Below are 18,903 nucleotides of genomic sequence, written 5' to 3'. Positions count from 1 at the left end.
TCGGTCTGAAATACTACGCAAACGCAAACAGCATTTAGCTGGAGCGCTAAAAAATCAAGGGTTTAAGTTCCCCACACTTATTTGAAAAGTGCGTAGTGTGTCTTTTATGGGGGTTTTAATCCCCCATTATACACCTTGAGAAGCTGATAGCCGATCGCTGAGTCCTACTTAATGACAGATTGTCAATTTCGCCTCTACTAAATCAGCACTACGCTGCAATTGAAAACCCACTTTCTCACAAACTCTTTGCATAGCTATATTCTCAGCTAAAATTGTCGCAACAATTCCCTCTAACTGCTCATCTCGACCAATTTGCACCAGTCGCAATAACAATTCCGTCCCTAACCCCTGACGTTGATAGGGGTCGCTCACCAACATCGCAAACTCTGCCTCATTTACCCCATGTGACTTACTCAAGCGACCCACTCCTAAAATTTCATGGTTTCCCGTTTCAGGATTTTTATAATCCGCCACCAATGCCATTTCCCGATAGTAATCAATAAAGCAAATTCTGGTTAATCGTTCGTGAGCAATGCGCCGACTCAACTTGAGAAAGTTAAAATAACGCAAATACACACTTTCCTCTGACAACGTTTTATGGAACTGAATAATCAACGGTTCATCCTCTGGGCGAATAGGACGGATAGTCACCCCCTCCCCATTTCTCATTTGCCAAGGTTTGACATATTGAGTAGGGTACGGACGAATAGCTGATGATGGCAATTTCTCTACACCCACACTCTGATCATGAAGAACTATCCTTGCATCCAAAGCAATCAACCTTTCCGAAGAAGCTAACAGAGGATTAATATCAATTTCCTTAATCCAAGGTTCCTCTACCACTAACTGACTAAATTTCACTAATAGCTTTTCCAGCGCTGCCAAATCTACAGCTTTCCTTCCCCTTACTCCTTTGAGAGCTTGATAAATTTTTGTCTGTTCCATCATCCGGCGAGCGAGAGTTGTATTCAAAGGAGGCAAAGCGATCGCCCGGTCTCTAAACACCTCTACTAACTGCCCACCCGTACCAAACACTAAGACCGGACCAAACTGTGGGTCAACACTGCTACCAATAATCAACTCATAACCACGGTCTAAACTTAACATTGGTTGTACCGTCACCCCTAGGAAATGCTCAGACCCCACTTTCTCAGTTACAGATGTTTGAATATTTTGATATGCCCATTTTACTGCTTCTGCATCTTTAAGATTTAACTGCACACCATCCACATCAGTTTTATGGGTAACTGTCTCAGAAAACAGTTTCAGCACCACTGGATAACCAATTATATTAGCACGTTCCACTGCTTCTGCTTCAGTTTTGGCAACCAAAGTCTGCACAATAGGAATACCATAAGCAGCTAAAATTTGTTTTGATTCTGACTCTGTGAGAATATTTCTGCCTGCATCCTGAGCTGTTTTGATAATTTGCTCAACTATAGAACAGTTTGGACCGCTTTCTTGTTCTTCTGCTAGCACTGGGGTTTCATAAATACCCTGCAAGTTATAATTGTACTGCCACATAAAGTTAAAAAGCTTGGCAGCAGAATCTGGATAACGATAAGTTGAGATACTAGCACGATTGAGAATAGTTTCACCTGTAGTTACCTCATCCCCTCCCATCCAACTTGCTAATACTGGTTTTTTAGCAGTTTGAGCATAATGCTTCAACTGTTCAGCTGTTTGAGTGGGGTCGGTCATTGCTTGAGGAGTCAAAATTACCAGCAAACCGTCGGTGTTAGGATCTTTAACTGCTACTTCTAAAGTTTTGCGATAGCGCTCTGGGTCAGCATCACCAAGGATATCAATGGGGTTAGCATGACTCCAGTGGGTGGGGAGAAATTCATTCAGTTGAGCAATTGTTTCTTCTGCCAGAGGAGCAAGTTCTCCACCAGTAGCAATTAGGGCATCAGTAGCCAAAACTCCTGGTCCTCCAGCATTAGTAATAATTGTCAGTTTCGGTCCTTTCGGCAGCCGTGGCTGTTTTGCCATCACTTCTGCCATATTAAATAGTTCAGAGATGCGATTCACCCGCAGCACTCCACACCGACGAAAGGCAGCATTTAGCACTTCATCACTACCTGTGAGTGACCCTGTATGTGAAGCAGCAGCTTTAGCAGCAGCTTCAGTTTGACCAGCTTTAATCACTATTATTGGCTTGGTCAATGCTACTTCACGAGCAGCAGACAGGAATGACCGCGCATTACCAATGGATTCCATATAAATTACAATACTTTTGGTGTAGGGATCATCACCAAGGTAGTAGATAAGGTCGCCCCAGTCTAAATCTAGCATTGAGCCTATGGAAATGAATGCACTGAAACCTACGTTTTCTGGAAAACTCCAGTCGAGAACGGCTGTACAAAATGCTCCACTCTGACTAATGAAACCAAGGTTGCCTGGGTTTGCCATAGTGCTAGCAAAGGTGGCGTTTAGTCCACTATGGGGGTTCATTAGTCCTAAACAGTTGGGGCCAATCAGTCGCATTTTGCCCTTGGCTGTTGCCATAATTTGTCGTTCTAATTCTATGCCTTCTGGTCCAATCTCTTTGAATCCGGCTGAGACTATGATCGCGCCTTTTATGCCTACTTCTACACAGTCACGCACAGCATCAGGGACCATTGGTGCAGGTATGGCAATGATTGCTAAGTCTACTGGTGCTGGTATGGCTTTAATATTTGGATAAGCTGGAATTCCTAACACACTATGACGCTTGGGGTTAACCGGAAAAATTGTGCCTCCAAAAGGATTGCTGAGTAGATTCCAGAGAATTGTGCGTCCGACACTGCCGACTCTTTCTGTAGCACCAATTACTGCCACATTTTCTGGGGCAAATATTGAGGTTAGGGGTTGTCGCTCCGCCCTCAGAATATCATAGCTTGAGTCTGTTGTTTTTTGAGGTATTTGTAACATTATTTTTCCCCTTCTTTTCAACTTTAACTTGAAACGATATTTAACTTAACACTACTTTTAGGCTGCTCTACTTGTCTAGATATTTCATTTGTAAAAGGTTAAGGGAATATTAAAATTTATTCTCGTTTTTTAATGGACAAAAATGTCTTTTTTTTTTACTTTTAAACATCGACAATATTTTATCATTTTCTTTGTGGGTTTAATACCCCACCGTCAACGGGGGTGTTCAAAATTACTTGGGGTGAGAATCCCCATGTAATTTTCCTCCTGTCTCCTGTCTCCTGTCTCCTTCTTCAACAAATTAATTTTGCTTAGTCAAATTAATCTAGAATTAAAATAATGTGAAATTATCCTGTTTATCTGGGCAGATAAACTCTCATGAAATTATTGTATAATGACATACATTCTTCAAGTTTTTCCCCAGAAAAAATAAATCCCTTCTTTCAGAGTTTGATATTTTTGGTAAATACGATACTGTAATACGAATTACATCAAATTCAGTAACATCAAACAAAGTAATTTCTTGAAAATCTTTTTCTGCTCAAGATCATATAATTTTATCTAACCTTTTTTGTCACTGTTTTTTTCCTATTTTTGGGTTGATAATATTGGGTGCATCTCATATTTGCAAAAATACTTTTTTCCTATATATTCCCTGTTGCCTGTTCCCTATTGCCTGTTGCCTAAAAGCAAGAAATTTTTGGCTTTATTCAAAATTGAGATGCACCCATAATATTGACTTTTCGGTTTTTTGCGAAACCTCCTATATGGTTCAACTCTAATTTCTCTAGTTCCTCTAAAAAAGAGGAATTATTGCCATAACCTCCATCCGCTAAAGCTACACCAGGACGATATTTTATGAACAATATTTTTTGAACTAATTTGAGTGCTAAATCAGGTTTTTTGACAAATTTTTGATCTTCTTTTCCCTAGTCGGAACGCTTCCCCGACAAAAACGACCAAGTCGAAGCGCTGGCTGTGGCAACTTATACCAATTTGATCAACTTTTGTTACAAATAGTAGAAGTAAGAAAGAAGGAAGAAGCAAGAAGGAAGAAGGATTGAAGAAGGAGACAGGAGACAGGAGACAGGAGACAGGAGGAAAATTACATGGGGATTCGCTCCCCCAAGTAATGCGTGAACACTGTGTAGACGGTGGGGTATTAAACCCACAAAGAAAATGATAAATATTGAAAAAAAAGGGAAAACGATAGATATAACCATCTAAAATGAACTGGAGAAGCTATTTTTAAGCATATCCGATCAAGATGCACTTTTTATAGCATTCTTTTTTCAAACTGGTATTAGGCACTCAAGAACTGGGAAAAGGAAGCTGCTTTTCTCGGATTCGAGCCGGGAGTAATAGCACAAATGAATGAAATTTATCTGGATATAAAAGGTTTAAAAGCCAATAACACAGGTACTATAAATAGATGTCGGGCTAAGTTGGCTAATTCCGCTCAAGTTGAAAGTTTTAGTAGCTCGGACTCTAGTATTGCAAAGACAGAACTTTACAATTGGAGTGGAACAACTGTAACTCAGAAAAGATTAGTCTCTCAAGTTGGCTGAGAAGTTCAAGCCAAGTTTGAAGAACACAAGGCCAAGTTGAATAGCAAGTCTGAAAAGCAGGAAAAAGGCCAAACGGGAAGGTTTACTAACTTAGTCCATTCTCGAACTTGTGCTTTTGCTCTGAGGCGATTATTTCCTCTATTAAATTGTGTTGATTGATAGTAGGTTTTAACCCACTAAAGTAATATATAAAACTGTAATTATATAAATTTACTCTAACAAAAATATGGAAACAGCCGATCATAACTTGTTGGAAAAACTAGCATCTCTATCAGAAAATTTTCCTAAATTGGGTATTCGCCTCTCCCTGGCAGCTAAAGAACTACAAAATGCAGGTACTCCCCCTTCAGAAAGTTTACTAGAAGAATTGATGGCCTATGGTAGAGATTTTGCTACTCTTAAAGAGCAAGGACTAGAGTTGGCAAAAACATCTCAAGTTTCTGCAGGGGCAATATTTTCCTTCACAGACTTAGAAAACTTAATTAAAGCACTAGCTTCAACCACAGAATCATCAAGCAGTCAACCAGTTTTAGATATTCTTAATCAAATCTTGGCGATCGCTCATCAAGAGCAACCAGAATTTCCTCCTTTGCAATCACTTAAAGCAAAAGCCAAAGAACTACATCAATTAATTTCTCATACAAAATCTGACAAATTACCAGATGAAGCTCAAGCTTTAATTGCAGAGACACATCCACTTTCAGCAGTATTAAAACTTGTCAAACAGGGTAAAAATTTAGATGATGAGCAGTGGTTGGAATTAGAGGAAAAAGTTAATGCCAGTTTTGGCAAAAAACTAATGTTAGCTATATCTAGAGAAAAACTGACAATTCCTAATGATTCTTTACCCACAACATCTAGAATTAAACTTCCGGCACTTGAAGAACTAAACCGAACTCAAAATATTGCCACTCAACCAACTAATACGCAAAAATCAACTGTTCCAAGTTTACCACCTTTAATAGTAGTACCTTCTGGTGGTGCAGAAACAGCTATTGAAGATCCAGATGTGATGATTTTAGAAGACCCAAAACCTAGAGGTACAAAACCTGTAGACGAAATCATTATTGTTCCTGCTGTGGAAGTCTCTAAAAATTTTCCCACTGTTGAAAGACCAAATATGATGTTTGGAGAAACTACTAATCAAAAATCAGTAGTTTCTGTAGGGTTGAAAGTTTTAGTTCATATACAAAATATTGGCGATCGCATTTTTGCTGGTCGAGAATATGCAGGTACTCGCGGTCAAGGTTTTCGTGTAGAAGCTTTTCAAATCAATATAGAACCGCCTATTCCTGGGTTAAAACTTGAATACATGGCTCATGTTTCTGAAATAGGTGATACTCCTTGGTTAGAAGCTGGAAAATTAGCTGGAGAACGTGGCAAAGCTAGAAGAATAGAAGGATTTGCGATTCGTCTTACAGGTATTCAAGCTGCCAATTATGATGTATTCTATACAGCTCACGTTCAGAATATGGGAGATTTACCAGTTTATTCCAATGGTGCATATTGTGGTACTCGCAACCAAGCTCTCAGAGTGGAGGGTATAAAAGTTTGGATAGAGCCTAAAAATTAGCACTCAGGAGTTATTTCAGTTATCAGTTGTCATATCATGTTCGGCTGAATACTTACACTTTGGAGGAAGGAAGGCAGTAGGCAACCCACCCCTAACCCCTCCCAGGAGGGGAAGGCAGAAGAGAAAGAAAGCTTAAAGGCCAGAAGTTTTTTGATAACTGATTATCCGTTAGCGTAGCTCCCCCGGAGGGGGAACATGATATAATGAGGCTTATACTAGCAAAACTTCTCCCAAATGTGTTTACATCCACAAGAAACTTGGTGGCTCCAAAATTCACTTTTGCCCGGCTTGCGGTCATAAAGCACTGGGAGATTTGCCAGGCGCTCTCAGCATAATCTTGAGAGCTTTGTAGGCTGTAGCCTTCGATCTCAGAGATGGCGTTATCACTATCTCTGATGCCAATATTGTACTTGTACAGGACGTTGATTAGCTTTATGAGGGTTAAAGACAGTACTTAAACTTTCTTGCCAGAAAAGTAACACATCTCAACATCCTGTATTGGTTCACGAGAACTAGAACTTTCATTCAGGAATTCAATACTTGTCTCATACGTCGTTAAATTCACCGACACATTAAGCCAATAGTAATTCTCTCCTTTGCCAACACTAAAGGACAGCGATGAATCTTGGTAAGAGATTTCACTTATTGTACCAACATTACATTTGTTCACTGACTCAGTACCATCAGCCATCTTGTCGAAATGGTACATATAAATTCCCTTCTTACCCTCTTTTACTCCTTCTGGAAGAAAAAAGGTAAAAAGTTGATTGCTTGCATATTGATACCATGAAAATGTTCCTTTCCAGCACGCAGTCCATAAAGGACCAAAAAATGGAATAGCCGCATCTAAAGACTGAAAATCACTCATAGTTCTTTACCTTTGAGTTGTCCTTTAACATAGACTTTTTGTCACCATGGATCCAAGATATCCACGATTTTTCCATAAATCCATATTTACCCTATCAACAAGATAGTTTTTATTCAATCCGTAGAAATGCTTACCCTTTATTTCCTTGGCTCTTCCAGACTATAGCTTAAATTCCGCACAAGTATCAAATATCAGAACTCTTATATGTTATATGAGATGAAAAAGCAACTGCTAGACTCTTCACGTTGATATTTTTGAGAAAAGCACTAGCGATAATTTTCTTCTTGTGAGAAACTGATGCACTACCCGCTATTCCATAGTCACCAACACACACAATAATAATGCTTCAGTCTATTCAACCACAGCACCATAAGTATCACCAGTATGACCGCCCAAACAATAGTTAAACCAAGCACCTGTCAACAGAGTGATCGCCCCTTCCCAAAGCAATCATATTTTAGAAGCGCTCGCGTTTGCGCAGCATTCCGCAGGAAAGCGTTGCGGATGCAACATTACTTTATTCATTTATCAAAATATAGTTCCCAATAATTCTTTTCAATTCAACAGGATCTTCAAGAGCAAACGCCACCCCCATATCTGGACGAACCACCCACCACCACATTAATCTTTCCAAATAGCTGGGTGGTTCATCATTAGGACACCACTCAATAAAACCATCATTGACACCAACCATATTAGGATAAAAGTCATTAGCTATAGCAACGCGATCATCAAGCTGCTCAAATTGTACAATATTTTGCCAAGCAACCTCATTAGGAATTGAGTTGAAAATTGTTTGTACGTCTTTATACATTTTTATTTCAAGCGACGCTCAATCTCGGAAGCATCAGCAGTCTCAAAAAAAATTTCTAAAGCTTCAATCAAATTAGACCGCGCTTCTTCTGTCGTATCGCCTTGACTGCCAATATACAGTTCCGTACACAAAGATACATATCCATCACCCTCCCGCTCAATAATAGCTGTTAGTCGTTTGATTTGTCTCATTTTCCAATAGACATCTCCAGAAAAGAGGCAACAGGCAACAGGCAACAGGCAACAGGGAGAAATAATTGATAATTTATGGATAAGAATTGATTTTATTTTTGATTTTTGGAGATGTCTAATCTTTAAAAAGCCTTTTTTTATCTATCTAGTTTAGCAGTTTTTTTTCAGGTTGTGATCACTTTGCTTGGGAACTGATACCGTTCGCTATTCCAAAGCAACTCAAACACACACAGGATTTACGCACTGACAATAGATAAGGGTTTTGGTGTGTTAAGCTACCGCTAATACACCCTACCAATAGCGTTCTATATCTGGTGATTATGCGTAATATCATGTGCGGATAATCTGTGCTCAAAAAACCTTCTCCCTTTGAACTTTTCTCTCCCTTTCCTACGGAATGCTACGCAAACAGCATAGCTGCCTTATCTAATAACTGATTGCTATTCCAAAGTAACCAATAAACACAATAACAACGCTTCTGTCCATTCAACCACAGCACCATAAGTATCCCCAGTATGACCGCCCAAACAACGGTTAAACCAAGCACCTGTCAACAGAGCGATCGCTATTCCTCCTATTGCCATCCCAGAAGCTACTAACCAACTTTCAGGGTTTAATAAAATTTGGATTCCACTGAGACTCACTAATAAAAGTAGACTTTGGATAAAATCCCAAATCGAATATTTTGCCTCCTTGTGAAATGCTCCTTTTCCAGTAGGTTTGAGATAGGGGTAACGAGCGATCGCTACTAACTGTCCCCATCTCCCCCAACCTGCTACTCCCATTAGTATTAAAAAACGGTCGCTATCTAAATCTGTTAAAGCAGTAATTTTTAGCAACAATAGAGCGATCGCTGCCATTGCCCCAAAAGCTCCTGTAGCACTATCACTCATTACTTCCAGTCGTCGTTTCTGGTCTGGCACTGCCAACCCATCAGCAGTATCCATCACCCCATCCAAGTGTAAACCACCAGTTAAAATAATTCCAGATATAATCGCTACAGCAGATCTGGTGAGTATAGGCATTCCTAAAATTTGTAATCCAAGATCGATTACCCCAAGGATACCCCCTACTATCAATCCTATCAAAGGAGCGAAACGAGCAATACCATTAAAATCCAAGTTCCAAGTATGGGGAATCGGTAAACAGGTGTAAAATGCAATTCCAGCACTGAGTTTTGTCAGAGTTTTCCTAATTACTTGGAGCAATATTTTTTACCACCCAAAATTTTCTGAGCTTGGCTTCTTGTTGTTAACTATAGTATCAAAAAAAATAATATTTGCTGCATTTGTTTCAAATCAAATTAACAACAATGGAGTAGACAAAATGAGTTTTGTATGGTAGAAATTTAATATTGGGAAAATAGTTTTGTATAGACCTGAAAGATTTCCAGGATACATACATAGTTAAATATATATACTCATAGAATGTATAAAAAAATTTAACTATAGATTAAGAGTCTGAAACTCTTACTCCAGATGAGCTGTTGTTAGATAAATTGTTCCCTTTTACATAAGATTTTGTGCATATTCCAAACCAGATTACTATATTATTGGTTCATACTCCAAGAAACTATGCCAGAATTGGAACAAGAATAGCACTATCTAAATAACTCAGAATAAAAAAAAACTGTTCTGATAAATTTCTATCAAATTCAGAGGCTTTTGCTATATGAGTTCCAATAATTTTGACCAGAGAGTATCTGCTCCTTGCATAATTGACATTGGCATAGTTGTCAATAAACGTGATATGCAAAGACTGTTGATAGATTTAGGTAGAGTCCGCTATATCCATACTCAAGATGGCCAGATTCAAAGCCGGGGTGAAGGATACATACTAGAAGTATTTGCGGATTGTCAACGGTCAACTTTAGTTGCTAATCATTCAATATACCTAAATGTGCTTAGTTTTGATTACCTAGAACTTGGACAATCATCAAAGAAAGAAACATACTTTGATTTAATTACTGAAGGACGTCAGTTAAGACTAATTCCTCTGTCAAACCCTCTTCAAGAAGAAACTACTAGAAATATAAATGCTGCAGCCTTTGACGCAGTAATGGATCAAGTTTTGTCATCTAATTGGGATATGCAGTTTGATGATGATGATTGCCCCTTTTAAGCAGAAAGGAAAAAAATAGGGAATGAGGCAAACCATATAAATTGTTTGTTCTCAGTTTCGAGAAAACAGTTAGAATTTTTTAATTGCCAATACCTAACTATCATGTCCCAAAACTTTTCCTTTCATTTTCAGGCTTGTTGTAGCAACACAAAAGCTCGTGCAGGTGTTTTTTTGACTCCTCATGGTAGTGTAGATACACCTAGATTTATGCCTGTGGGGACTTTAGCAACTGTCAAAACTCTCACACCTACTCAGTTAGAGAAAGCGGGTGCTCAGATGATCTTGGCAAATACTTATCATCTTCACTTACAACCAGGAGAAAGTATTATAGCTGGTGCTGGTGGACTACATAAGTTTATGGCCTGGAGTGGGCCAATATTAACTGATTCTGGGGGCTTCCAAGTATTTAGTTTAGGAGAAATCCGAACTATTAGTGAAACAGGTGTTAAATTTCGCTCACCTCGTGATGGTAGTATTATTGATATAACTCCAGAGCGTTCGATCCAAATTCAGAATGAATTGGGAGCTGATGTGATTATGGCTTTTGATGAATGTCCACCTTACCCAGCGAGTAGGGAAGAGGTGGAGTTGGCAACAAATCGTACTTATCGATGGTTGAAGCGTTGTATTGAGGCTCATCAGCGTCAGGATCAGGCTTTGTTTGGTATTGTTCAAGGTGGTGTTTATCCCGATCTGCGTTCTGTAGCAGCAAGGCAGTTGGTAGATTTGGATTTACCGGGTTATGCTATTGGTGGAGTGAGTGTGGGAGAGCCTGGTGAGCTAATAGATGATATAGTTAAAGTAACAGCTCCTTTATTACCAGAAGATAAACCTCGTTATTTGATGGGAGTTGGCACTTATCGAGAAATGGTAAGAGCGATCGCTTCTGGCATAGATTTATTTGATTGTGTAATTCCGACTCGTTTAGGACGACATGGGGTGGCTTTGGTTAGAGGGGAGAGGTGGAATTTGAAAAATGCTAAGTTTCGAGAAGACTATACCCCTCTTGATGAATCTTGCCCTTGTTATTGTTGTCAAAATTTTAGTCGAGCTTATCTAGCTCATTTGGTAAGAGCGAAGGAGTCTTTAGGTTATACTCTATTGTCTCTTCATAATGTCACAGAATTAATTCGCTTTACTCAGCGGATTCGAGATGCTATTTTGGGCGATCGCTTTACTACGGAGTTTGCTGGTTGGCTTTGAAAAACAATTAATAATTAATAATTAATAATTAATTATTATTAGGGTTTGCTGAAAAAGTCTGATACTCAGGGGAGGGGAAAGGTACTAGCATTTTGAGACGACAAAGATCTACAAATCTTGCACTTTTTCAGAATAAAAAAACCTGGAGACCCTTAGTAGTTCTCAATAATAGAGAAAAATAGGATGTTGAAGCGCGATCGCGTAACGTACCCAAACCATCAAAAATAAAAGATGTCTAAATAGGGCTTGCTGATTAAATCTAAAAGTATTGACAGATAAAGGTTTTAGCATTTTTTTGTCTAAAAAAGTGCCAGCTTTTCAGCGGAAAAAGCTCAAAAAGCTAGTATTTTGGGATGATGGTGGCAGAAAAATCATTCTTACAAAACGCCCGCTCCTACCTCTTCGCTCATTCCCCGTTCCTCCTGTCTCCTACCCCTACTAAAAGACTTTTTCAGCAAACCCTAAATATTGATATTTTAACATATTTTTTGTATAATCTACTGGTTTTAGTTTTCCTACGGAATGCTACGAAACATCCCGACATTCCGTTACCGGAGAGCGCAAGTCCTCAAGTTAACGATCAAATTAAATGAAAACTGTTGTAATTACTGGAATTTCAGGCACTTTGGGTAGTGCGATGGGTAAAGTTTATAAGTCACGGGGATGGCGGGTTGTTGGTGTGACTCGTCAACCTAGTTTAGAGGGAGATTTTTTTGATGAGTTGTTTGTTTCTCCCCAGAAAACTATTGAGGATGCCAGAAAACTATTTGAGTATGACCCGGATGTGGTGATTTTGAATGCTGGTCAAATTGAGACGGAAGTAGGAGAGGGTGGAATTCCCATAGTTGAGTTGGTAGAGTCGATGAATCGGGTGAATTATACTTGGCCTGCGGTTGTAGGTGCTGAAGCAGCTAAGTTACCCCGGAGTAGACCTTTGGATGTGATTGCTATTGGGTCAATTGCTGATGGAAGTCCTTCTTGTTTCGGACCTGTTTATCATTCTGGCAAAATTGCCTTGCATTATTACTGGTCTGGTGTTGGGCCAATTGTTTATCATTCCAGTAAAAATATGATTCGCCTGCGGTTGTATCGCCCTGGTGCTATTTCTGGTAAGTTTGCTTGGGCACCAGTGAATCGTTTGAATGATAAAGCTTATAAGATTCGAGCTAATCGAGTTAATTCTGCTCCCTCTGGGGATAAGGTGGCTGAGAAAATTGTGAATTGGATTGAGAATAGTAAGGAATGGGTGGGAACTTATGATGAACCTTTGGGATTTAAGATTTTTAAGTATTTGTTTGCTTTATTCCCCAACTTTTTCTACAGATTACAATTGTATGGTTGGCCTAAAGGGAGTAAGTTTGTTTGATTATTAGGCGTTGCAAAAATGCGGGATGATTTTAATAGTTTTGTAGTTTTGTGGAATGGGTATCTTGCCCGTTCCCCTTTTTAGAGAGTTAGATAGAAAACTAGAGATTTAAAACTTTTTCATTATCAATTATCCATGATCAATTATCCATTATTATCTAGCCAGTTTTCCAAGTCTGCTATTGTTGCTAAATCAAAAATTTCATCACCTAAAATATCTAATTTTTCCAAAGATAATTGCTCTATCTGAGTCTGAACTTCTGGAGCTATTTCGCCAAACTTGCGACGAATTTGACGTTTAACTAATATTCCAATTCCTTCCTTTCTGGCTAAACTAATTTGTCCTTTCTTATCTCTAATCAACTTTTCCTGTTGCTCTAATTCCTCTAATTCTGCATTGTTTAAGTTCGCTTTATTCGCTATATTTAATGCTGCTTCTATTTCTGATACTGATTCCAATGATTCTGGTATTACTTCTAAACTTGGAGCCGATTTAATAAAATATATCCATTTATCGCTTAAGGTTTCTAACGCTGACAATTCTTTATTAAATTTGGGTAATTCTACAAACATTAATGTTAATTCATCTTGGTAATTAAACAATTCTGTTTCTTCTTTAAACCTGAATTTGGTAATCATTTTATCATTTTCTTTGTGGGTTTAATACCCCACCGTCTACACGGTGTTCAAAATTACTTGGGGTTAGAATCCCCATGTAATTTTCCTCCTGTCTCCTGTCTCCTGTCTCCTGTCTCCTTCTTCAACTGTCTTTTCAAATAAAACAAAGTCGGCGATCGTTAAAGCTATAAAAGGTTGCAACATCATATAACCTTGCCCTGTATCTAATTGATTTCCATACGCTTTAGCTAAGTTATAAATTACTCGTTTTTCAAAATATTCTACGTTCAATATTTGCATTTCAATGATGACGGTAGAACCATTGTATAAAAGTGCTTTTACATCAAAATAACTCTCTTTTATAGTGTTAGTGACTCCAGGGTTATAGGGGTTAATTATTTTGAGATATTGAATAATATTTTGATTGTTATAAACTATGGCATTGAGAAAGCTGATGAGAATGTTTTGACTGTGAATAGAACCAAAGATTTTTTTAAAGGCAAAGTCGGTTTTGGGGCTGATAAATTTCATGGTTATATGTTCTTTTGAACTGGTATGATTTATGGTACACTATTTAATGGTAATTAAGGAGCGTTGGCGGAGCCTAGGGGTCTACCGCTTCTGCCTTCTTCAATCAGTTGAAGAGAGCAGAGAGGTTGGATGAGGGGATTAAATCCTGCCAAATTCCTTAGCAGGATATTGCTAATAATCAATTTATCTGTTATTACTTATTAATTTAAAATAACCTAAATATTATAGGAAATTATTGCTATGAATCAACTCAGCGATGCAGATAAAATTATGCTAGAAAAATTTCGCCAACTCTCATCAAAACAACGCCAAAGCCTTCGGGATTTTCTAGATTTTTTGCTAAGTCAAAATTCTTGGAGTAATTCGGAAAATTCATCGGGCAAAGAAGAGGAAAAACAAGTTTCTTTCTATGAAGCAACTAAAGAAATGGCAGGCGCTCTTGATGGTTTGCCCAGTGACTTGTCAACTAATAAGAAGTATTTGGAAAATATTGGTAAATAATGAGTCAAAAAGTCATTATAGATACAGGTGTTGTCGTAGCTTACTTGAGTAAAAGCGATAAATTTCACGAATGGGCGAAAGTTGAGTTGAGCAAAATTAATCCTCCTTTATTGAGTTGTGAAGCCGTAATTGTTGAGTCTTACTTTTTGCTCAAAGGCACTTATGGAGCTGTGGAATTTATTTTTTCTTTGTTACAGACAAAGCAGATAACAATTCCTTTTTCTTTAACACATGAAATGGTAGAAGTTGAAGCATTAATGAAGCGCTATCAAAATGTACCAATGTCTTTGGCAGATGCTTGTTTGGTGAGAATGAGTGAGTTAATTCCAGAAAGCGTAGTTTTAACGTTGGATAGTGATTTTCGGATTTATCGAAAAAATAGAAATGAAGCTATAGATTTGATTATTCCTGTTGATTTGTGATGGCATAAGTTGATGATAATTAGATAGTCTTTTTCTTTGAGAAATAAGATAATAAAAAAACTGATATTGCTTGTGGTACAATTCTTGGATGCGGGTTACAGAGTTGTTCAATTTAACGACAAAAATATTGGAGGCTAATTAATTGAAAATAGGGGGTGATGAAGTTGAAAATCTATTTTGATGTCTGCTGCTTAAACCGCCCTTTTGATGATTGGACGCAAGAGCGTATTCGCTTTGAAGGAGAAGCAGTTCTCAATATTGCAGCTAGAATTAGCTCTGGAGATTGGCAACTTATTACCAGTGAAGCGATCGCTCTAGAATTAGAAAAAATGACTGATGTGGAAAAGTTAGAAAATATCCAGAAAATCTTACAAATGGCTACAATAAAAGTTACCATTGATAGTATTATTCGGGAGCGGTCGCAAACATTAGAAAAATTAGGATTTGGATTGTATGACTCTTTCCATATTGCCTGTGCTGAAAAAGCAATGGCTGATGTTTTTTTAACGACAGATGACCGCTTGCTGAAAAAGGCAAATAATTATCAGGAATTACTCCAAATAAAATTAAGCAATCCTGTTAATTGGTTAATGAGTATTTTTCAAGAACAAGGTGAGATAGAGAATGAAACCAGTTGAGCTTAGAAGAAAAGGTTATCAAGTTTTGGTGGATAATTTAGGCCAAATTAATACTATTCGTTTTTTACAACAAGTGGGATGGGGGTATGGTGATTACACTAAAGAACGAGAAGAGTTACTTAAGGGAGTAACGCGGGAGGAATTTTTGCAAGACCTTGAGCGGATTAGAAATAGCCAAAAATAACTATTATAATGCTTGGCATAATGATCGCTCAGAAGATTGGTTTAAGGAAGTGGAGGAAGAGTGGGATGTAGCTGCCGCTGGGCTTTGCCAACCCATATTAGAATAAATAATATGAGACAGTCTTTTGCTATTAGGATAGAAGATAATATTTTTGAGTAGATTTATGGGTTGTTATGGGTAATAAGGGTATGAGTGCTGGACAGTTGTTGAAGCAGGCTAATAGGTTGAAGAGAGAGGGGCGGTTGGATGAGGCGATCGCTCTTTATCATCAGGCTATTAAAATTAATCCTAATTTTGCTTGGGCTTATAATAATTTGGGGGATGCTCTTGTAAAACAGGGGAACCTAGAAGGGGCTGTTGTTGAATATAGAAAGGCGATTGAAACTAATCCTAATTCTGCTTGGTTTTATATAAATTTAGGTCGTTTATTTATTCAGCAAGGTGGTTTTGAAGAGGCTATTAATTATTTTAAGCAAGCGGTTCTGAGCAAGAATAATTTGTTATGTGAATTGAATGGTAAGCACGAAGGATGCGCTTCAAATCTCTCTGCACCAACTATAAATGGTGAGCTTTTCCCAGAGAATTTACACTTTCCAGAGGAAACAAACTCTCAATGGCAGTTTGGTGACTTGGATAACCTGGCAAAGCTAACTCCTGAAACATTAAGTAACCAGCCGGAAAGAGCTAAAGTTGCCGTTTTTGTGGCGATCGCTCACCTTTACCAAGGCGATATTCAGGCAGCACAAGATTGCATTGGTCTTGCATTAGATTGGGGTTTGAGCGAACAGAGTATCAGTCAAATGATTGTTTCTGGCTTATATAAGTGGTTTGGTTGTTCTGCCACATTTACTGGTGTTCGTAACTCTTGGTACATTGGCGACTGGGAAGCTCTAGTTCAGTTGGACAAGGCAGATTTGTTTCAGCGTCCCGAACGTGCTAAACTAGCTCTGTTAGTTGCTACAGGTTATCAACAATTGGGGAATATAGATGCTGTACGACGCTGCACAGATTTAGCCCTAGAATGGGGTTGCAGCTATAATCTAGTTTATCGAGTTTTGACTTCTGGCATATATAATCTGCTTGGACGAGGGGCTGCAGTTGCCCGTCGGTACAAGCTGTCTTTAAAGTATTTTAAATTGGCTTTTGCGGTTATGGAAATTGCAAATAATCCCCAGAGAACTTTGCTGAAGTCACGAGTCAAGAAACAAATTGGACAAATACCTTCTATTAATACTCAAAGAGTTATCAATTTAGTGTTAAACTCAGACCAATGAAAATGTCTATTTAATAAGGTGAAAGAGTCGGTTTACTACTTCGCGACTTTCAGAGGCGATCCTGGGTAGGATTTTGTGGATACAGTTCCTGGAGATGATTAAGTGCTTTATCGGCACGCAGGATTTCTTTTTCCATTTCTGATAATCGCTGATTTTCCCGTTCGAGTTCTCGAATGCGTTTTTGTAGTTGAGGGATTTCGGCTTGTTTTTCTTTGGCGGTCTGAAGTTGTTCTCGTAGGGTTGAAACGCGGGCAATGTTTTCTTGGGCGATTAAATACCATCCTTTGAACCCCTCCATTGCTTGGCGGCATTCTTTGACGACAGCCATGAGACGGGTGCGATCAAAGTCTGCTCCTCGGCAATCTTTGAGGACATTGTAGAGTTTGAGGACATATTCATTTTGTACTTGATAATCTTCATGTACTGAGCGGTTTAAATTAGGTTTGATAATGTCTTTCAAAGCTTCGTCTACATTGCCAGTGAAATATTCGTCTAAACCTGTATATCTCAAAAGTTCCTGAGCTAATTTGCTTGACTGGGTGAACCAATCTTCGTAGTGAACTATGTAACAATCAGCAGCAGTATGATGGAGTGCATCAACGGTGCGAGTTAACCAAACTAACTCAGCAATTTCACTAGACATCTTCTTACCCTGGATCATCATAGACGGGACTACCACGAAGGGGTTTCTCGTAGAAAGCACAAATTTGGGAACTATCCACATAGGTTTGAGAACATCGATCCATAAAGGTAATAGTCCGCAAGTTCGCGGGTCTTTAAATCCCCAAGTTGTCTCTGCCTTGGATACACGATCTTCAACCAATGCACGGAGCTTTGGACGAAAAGAAGAGATGACATCAGTTTTCATCCAGCCCTCTAATAGAGGCAGAGTCTGAGCAGTACCTAATTCTATGAGTAATTGCTTATGCAGTTCTAGAATGTCAACATCTTCAAAAAAGCCATCAGGATTTGTATAGTGCGGTCCAAATAATTGCTCGGAAAGGGTTAACCCCAAACTCCTCAATACTTGCATCAGCAACGAAGTACCTGTTCGTCCTGGGCTAAGAACAATAATTACCTGTTTTGGTTTTTGCGCTACTTTTCGGGAACTAATATTTGTCATCATTTATATAATTGTCAGGAATTTTCTAAAAAATAGTCTAAAGTCTTTTCAATACCTTGTTTTATTTCCATTTTAGCTTCCCATCCCAACATTCTTTTTGCTTTACTTGTATCAGAAAAATTACGCTTGACATCCCCAATTAGAGGAGCATCATACTTAGTACGCATGACCATATCTCGTTTACTTAAAGCAGTTGCAATCAGTTCTGCTAATTCACCTACTGTCCTTTCCATTCCTGTAGCAATTTGGAAAGTCTCACCTCCGACCTCTTTTTCCATAGCCAGTATCACAGCACGCACAAGATCGTCAATATATAAAAAATCTCTGGTCTGAGTTCCGTCGCCATAAATTGTACAGGTCTCACCTGCTACAGCTTGACGAATAAATTTAGCCACTACACTAGATTTTTTCTTGGAACGTGGCCCATAGACATTGCCAAAGCGTAGGCAAACAGTATCAATACCAAAAGTACGAAAATATGCAGAGCAATAGCCCTCTCCAGCCAGTTTGCTGGCTCCATAAGGTGAAACCGGGTGGGGCGGCAGTTCTTCGTGGATAGGTGGTTCTACCTGACCTGCTGGTGCCCCAGATGAAGCAAATATGAACTTCTTGACACCATTAACTCGGGCAGCTTCCAGCATATTGAAGGTTCCAAGTACATTGCATTCCATATCGAGCCGAGGATTCTCAATGGAGGGTCTTACGCCAGTATTAGCAGCTAGATGAATAATACTATCAACATTTTGGGTACATATTTGAACCAATTCACTATTGCGAATATCTCCTTCAATCAGTGCCACACCCCCATCGAAACCAGGAAGTTCTTTAGGAGAAATAATAGAGAAAGAAGTCACTTCCGCTAGATCGTCGGGCTTCCCTGTAAACAAGTTATCAAGGACGCGAATCTGTAGGTTTGGCCATCGTTCAACGAATTTTCTAATCAGTGATGTGCCGATAAAGCCACACCCACCAGTTACCAGAATAGATTTTACCATT

At 38.7% G+C, this 18,903-nt stretch carries 22 protein-coding genes and 4 pseudogenes; 14 read left to right on the top strand and 12 right to left on the bottom strand.

From position 1 onward, the window contains the following. Positions 1–168: 168 nt before the first annotated feature. Positions 169–2,913 (bottom strand): bifunctional acetate--CoA ligase family protein/GNAT family N-acetyltransferase, encoded by a 2,745-nt coding sequence (locus F6K06_RS15970; RefSeq protein ID WP_287239612.1) that lies wholly within the window; start codon positions 2,911–2,913, stop codon positions 169–171. Between the two features lie 710 nt (positions 2,914–3,623). Next, positions 3,624–3,824, bottom strand: a pseudogene (locus F6K06_RS15965) (transposase); the annotation flags it as partial. A 149-nt stretch (positions 3,825–3,973) separates the two neighbouring features. On the opposite strand from F6K06_RS15965, the gene F6K06_RS15960 reads away from it, so the two are divergent. The 5 genes and pseudogenes from F6K06_RS15960 to F6K06_RS15940 form a co-directional block, all read left to right on the top strand. Beyond that, complete coding sequence (locus F6K06_RS15960; protein WP_287239610.1) at positions 3,974–4,096, top strand: hypothetical protein; 123 nt, start codon at positions 3,974–3,976, stop codon at positions 4,094–4,096. A gap of 187 nt (positions 4,097–4,283) precedes the next feature. Beyond that, positions 4,284–4,481 carry a hypothetical protein gene (locus tag F6K06_RS15955; RefSeq protein ID WP_124143518.1) on the top strand — a complete coding sequence of 66 codons (198 nt, stop codon included), beginning with the start codon at positions 4,284–4,286 and terminating at the stop codon, positions 4,479–4,481. A gap of 36 nt (positions 4,482–4,517) precedes the next feature. Continuing rightward, complete coding sequence (locus F6K06_RS15950) at positions 4,518–4,640, top strand: hypothetical protein (protein ID WP_287323267.1); 123 nt, start codon at positions 4,518–4,520, stop codon at positions 4,638–4,640. Positions 4,641–4,707: 67 nt separating this feature from the next. Next, on the top strand, positions 4,708–6,054 hold the full coding sequence (locus F6K06_RS15945; protein WP_124143517.1) for a hydrogenase: 1,347 nt from the start codon (positions 4,708–4,710) through the stop codon (positions 6,052–6,054). A 214-nt stretch (positions 6,055–6,268) separates the two neighbouring features. Then, positions 6,269–6,406 (top strand): annotated as a pseudogene (locus F6K06_RS15940) (zinc ribbon domain-containing protein); the annotation flags it as partial. A gap of 102 nt (positions 6,407–6,508) precedes the next feature. Here F6K06_RS15940 and F6K06_RS15935 read toward each other — a convergent pair. From F6K06_RS15935 to cobS, 5 genes and pseudogenes are all read right to left on the bottom strand, one after another. Continuing rightward, on the bottom strand, positions 6,509–6,922 hold the full coding sequence (locus F6K06_RS15935) for a hypothetical protein (RefSeq protein WP_124143516.1): 414 nt from the start codon (positions 6,920–6,922) through the stop codon (positions 6,509–6,511). Between the two features lie 351 nt (positions 6,923–7,273). Beyond that, positions 7,274–7,357: pseudogene (locus F6K06_RS15930) on the bottom strand (adenosylcobinamide-GDP ribazoletransferase); the annotation flags it as partial. An 82-nt stretch (positions 7,358–7,439) separates the two neighbouring features. Next, positions 7,440–7,736: a hypothetical protein gene (locus F6K06_RS15925; protein WP_124143515.1), complete on the bottom strand. Its 297-nt coding sequence runs from the start codon at positions 7,734–7,736 to the stop codon at positions 7,440–7,442. Between the two features lie 2 nt (positions 7,737–7,738). Then, entirely contained in the window at positions 7,739–7,927 is a 189-nt protein-coding gene (locus F6K06_RS15920) for a type II toxin-antitoxin system HicB family antitoxin (protein ID WP_124143514.1), read from the bottom strand. Positions 7,928–8,367: 440 nt separating this feature from the next. Beyond that, a complete protein-coding gene (gene cobS, locus F6K06_RS15915) occupies positions 8,368–9,135 on the bottom strand; it encodes an adenosylcobinamide-GDP ribazoletransferase (protein WP_240038789.1) in 768 nt (255 codons plus the stop codon). Positions 9,136–9,598: 463 nt separating this feature from the next. On the opposite strand from cobS, the gene F6K06_RS15910 reads away from it, so the two are divergent. Both F6K06_RS15910 and tgt read left to right on the top strand, forming a co-directional pair. Beyond that, the gene (locus tag F6K06_RS15910) at positions 9,599–10,048 is read left to right on the top strand and encodes a hypothetical protein (RefSeq protein ID WP_124143512.1); all 450 of its coding nucleotides are present in this window, start codon (positions 9,599–9,601) and stop codon (positions 10,046–10,048) included. Positions 10,049–10,150: 102 nt separating this feature from the next. Then, complete coding sequence (gene tgt, locus F6K06_RS15905; protein WP_124143511.1) at positions 10,151–11,251, top strand: tRNA guanosine(34) transglycosylase Tgt; 1,101 nt, start codon at positions 10,151–10,153, stop codon at positions 11,249–11,251. A gap of 162 nt (positions 11,252–11,413) precedes the next feature. Here tgt and F6K06_RS15900 read toward each other — a convergent pair whose 3' ends face one another. Further along, positions 11,414–11,542, bottom strand: coding sequence for a hypothetical protein (locus tag F6K06_RS15900; protein ID WP_275670290.1), 129 nt, complete (start codon positions 11,540–11,542; stop codon positions 11,414–11,416). A gap of 298 nt (positions 11,543–11,840) precedes the next feature. On the opposite strand from F6K06_RS15900, the gene F6K06_RS15895 reads away from it, so the two are divergent. Next, on the top strand, positions 11,841–12,617 hold the full coding sequence (locus tag F6K06_RS15895) for an NAD-dependent epimerase/dehydratase family protein (RefSeq protein ID WP_124143510.1): 777 nt from the start codon (positions 11,841–11,843) through the stop codon (positions 12,615–12,617). A gap of 143 nt (positions 12,618–12,760) precedes the next feature. Here the strand turns inward: F6K06_RS15895 and F6K06_RS34555 are convergent, their stop codons facing one another. After that, positions 12,761–12,979 (bottom strand): DUF4351 domain-containing protein, encoded by a 219-nt coding sequence (locus F6K06_RS34555; protein ID WP_282433635.1) that lies wholly within the window; start codon positions 12,977–12,979, stop codon positions 12,761–12,763. Next, positions 12,962–13,765: pseudogene (locus tag F6K06_RS15890) on the bottom strand (Rpn family recombination-promoting nuclease/putative transposase); the annotation flags it as partial. The pseudogene F6K06_RS15890 and the gene F6K06_RS34555, both read right to left, overlap by 18 nt. Positions 13,766–14,005: 240 nt before the next feature. On the opposite strand from F6K06_RS15890, the gene F6K06_RS15885 reads away from it, so the two are divergent. From F6K06_RS15885 to F6K06_RS15860, 6 genes are all read left to right on the top strand, one after another. Then, a complete protein-coding gene (locus F6K06_RS15885) occupies positions 14,006–14,266 on the top strand; it encodes a hypothetical protein (RefSeq protein ID WP_124143509.1) in 261 nt (86 codons plus the stop codon). After that, positions 14,266–14,688 (top strand): type II toxin-antitoxin system VapC family toxin, encoded by a 423-nt coding sequence (locus tag F6K06_RS15880; protein WP_124143508.1) that lies wholly within the window; start codon positions 14,266–14,268, stop codon positions 14,686–14,688. Before F6K06_RS15885 ends, F6K06_RS15880 begins: the two co-directional genes overlap by 1 nt. 158 nt (positions 14,689–14,846) lie before the next feature. Next, positions 14,847–15,326, top strand: coding sequence for a hypothetical protein (locus F6K06_RS15875; protein WP_192901047.1), 480 nt, complete (start codon positions 14,847–14,849; stop codon positions 15,324–15,326). Further along, entirely contained in the window at positions 15,313–15,510 is a 198-nt protein-coding gene (locus tag F6K06_RS15870; protein ID WP_124143506.1) for a hypothetical protein, read from the top strand. Before F6K06_RS15875 ends, F6K06_RS15870 begins: the two co-directional genes overlap by 14 nt. Further along, positions 15,482–15,616, top strand: a complete 135-nt coding sequence (locus tag F6K06_RS15865) for a hypothetical protein (RefSeq protein WP_275670289.1) — start codon at positions 15,482–15,484, stop codon at positions 15,614–15,616. Before F6K06_RS15870 ends, F6K06_RS15865 begins: the two co-directional genes overlap by 29 nt. A gap of 82 nt (positions 15,617–15,698) precedes the next feature. After that, complete coding sequence (locus F6K06_RS15860) at positions 15,699–16,784, top strand: tetratricopeptide repeat protein (RefSeq protein WP_287239600.1); 1,086 nt, start codon at positions 15,699–15,701, stop codon at positions 16,782–16,784. Positions 16,785–16,833: 49 nt separating this feature from the next. On the opposite strand, the gene F6K06_RS15855 is transcribed toward F6K06_RS15860, so the two are convergent. Both F6K06_RS15855 and F6K06_RS15850 read right to left on the bottom strand, forming a co-directional pair. Next, positions 16,834–17,910: a hypothetical protein gene (locus F6K06_RS15855; RefSeq protein WP_287239598.1), complete on the bottom strand. Its 1,077-nt coding sequence runs from the start codon at positions 17,908–17,910 to the stop codon at positions 16,834–16,836. 11 nt (positions 17,911–17,921) lie between these two features. Then, entirely contained in the window at positions 17,922–18,902 is a 981-nt protein-coding gene (locus tag F6K06_RS15850) for an NAD-dependent epimerase/dehydratase family protein (protein WP_287239596.1), read from the bottom strand. Position 18,903 lies beyond the last annotated feature (1 nt).

The organism is Okeania sp. SIO1H4, assembly GCF_010672695.1.
Taxonomy (GTDB): domain Bacteria; phylum Cyanobacteriota; class Cyanobacteriia; order Cyanobacteriales; family Microcoleaceae; genus Okeania; species Okeania hirsuta.
This window is presented reverse-complemented; position numbering and strand designations above follow the sequence as displayed.

Bases quoted from the DNA above. Each gene is read 5' to 3' on its own strand.
- F6K06_RS15970 (WP_287239612.1), bottom strand. From the start codon at position 2,913: ATGTTACAAATACCTCAAAAAACAACAGACTCAAGCTATGATATTCTG.
- F6K06_RS15955 (WP_124143518.1), top strand. From the start codon at position 4,284: ATGAATGAAATTTATCTGGATATAAAAGGTTTAAAAGCCAATAACACA.
- F6K06_RS15945 (WP_124143517.1), top strand. From the start codon at position 4,708: ATGGAAACAGCCGATCATAACTTGTTGGAAAAACTAGCATCTCTATCA.
- F6K06_RS15935 (WP_124143516.1), bottom strand. From the start codon at position 6,922: ATGAGTGATTTTCAGTCTTTAGATGCGGCTATTCCATTTTTTGGTCCT.
- F6K06_RS15925 (WP_124143515.1), bottom strand. From the start codon at position 7,736: ATGTATAAAGACGTACAAACAATTTTCAACTCAATTCCTAATGAGGTT.
- F6K06_RS15920 (WP_124143514.1), bottom strand. From the start codon at position 7,927: ATGAGACAAATCAAACGACTAACAGCTATTATTGAGCGGGAGGGTGAT.
- F6K06_RS15910 (WP_124143512.1), top strand. From the start codon at position 9,599: ATGAGTTCCAATAATTTTGACCAGAGAGTATCTGCTCCTTGCATAATT.
- tgt (WP_124143511.1), top strand. From the start codon at position 10,151: ATGTCCCAAAACTTTTCCTTTCATTTTCAGGCTTGTTGTAGCAACACA.
- F6K06_RS15900 (WP_275670290.1), bottom strand. From the start codon at position 11,542: ATGCTAAAACCTTTATCTGTCAATACTTTTAGATTTAATCAGCAAGCC.
- F6K06_RS15895 (WP_124143510.1), top strand. From the start codon at position 11,841: ATGAAAACTGTTGTAATTACTGGAATTTCAGGCACTTTGGGTAGTGCG.
- F6K06_RS15885 (WP_124143509.1), top strand. From the start codon at position 14,006: ATGAATCAACTCAGCGATGCAGATAAAATTATGCTAGAAAAATTTCGC.
- F6K06_RS15880 (WP_124143508.1), top strand. From the start codon at position 14,266: ATGAGTCAAAAAGTCATTATAGATACAGGTGTTGTCGTAGCTTACTTG.
- F6K06_RS15875 (WP_192901047.1), top strand. From the start codon at position 14,847: ATGAAGTTGAAAATCTATTTTGATGTCTGCTGCTTAAACCGCCCTTTT.
- F6K06_RS15870 (WP_124143506.1), top strand. From the start codon at position 15,313: ATGAAACCAGTTGAGCTTAGAAGAAAAGGTTATCAAGTTTTGGTGGAT.
- F6K06_RS15860 (WP_287239600.1), top strand. From the start codon at position 15,699: ATGAGTGCTGGACAGTTGTTGAAGCAGGCTAATAGGTTGAAGAGAGAG.
- F6K06_RS15855 (WP_287239598.1), bottom strand. From the start codon at position 17,910: ATGATGACAAATATTAGTTCCCGAAAAGTAGCGCAAAAACCAAAACAG.
- F6K06_RS15850 (WP_287239596.1), bottom strand. From the start codon at position 18,902: ATGGTAAAATCTATTCTGGTAACTGGTGGGTGTGGCTTTATCGGCACA.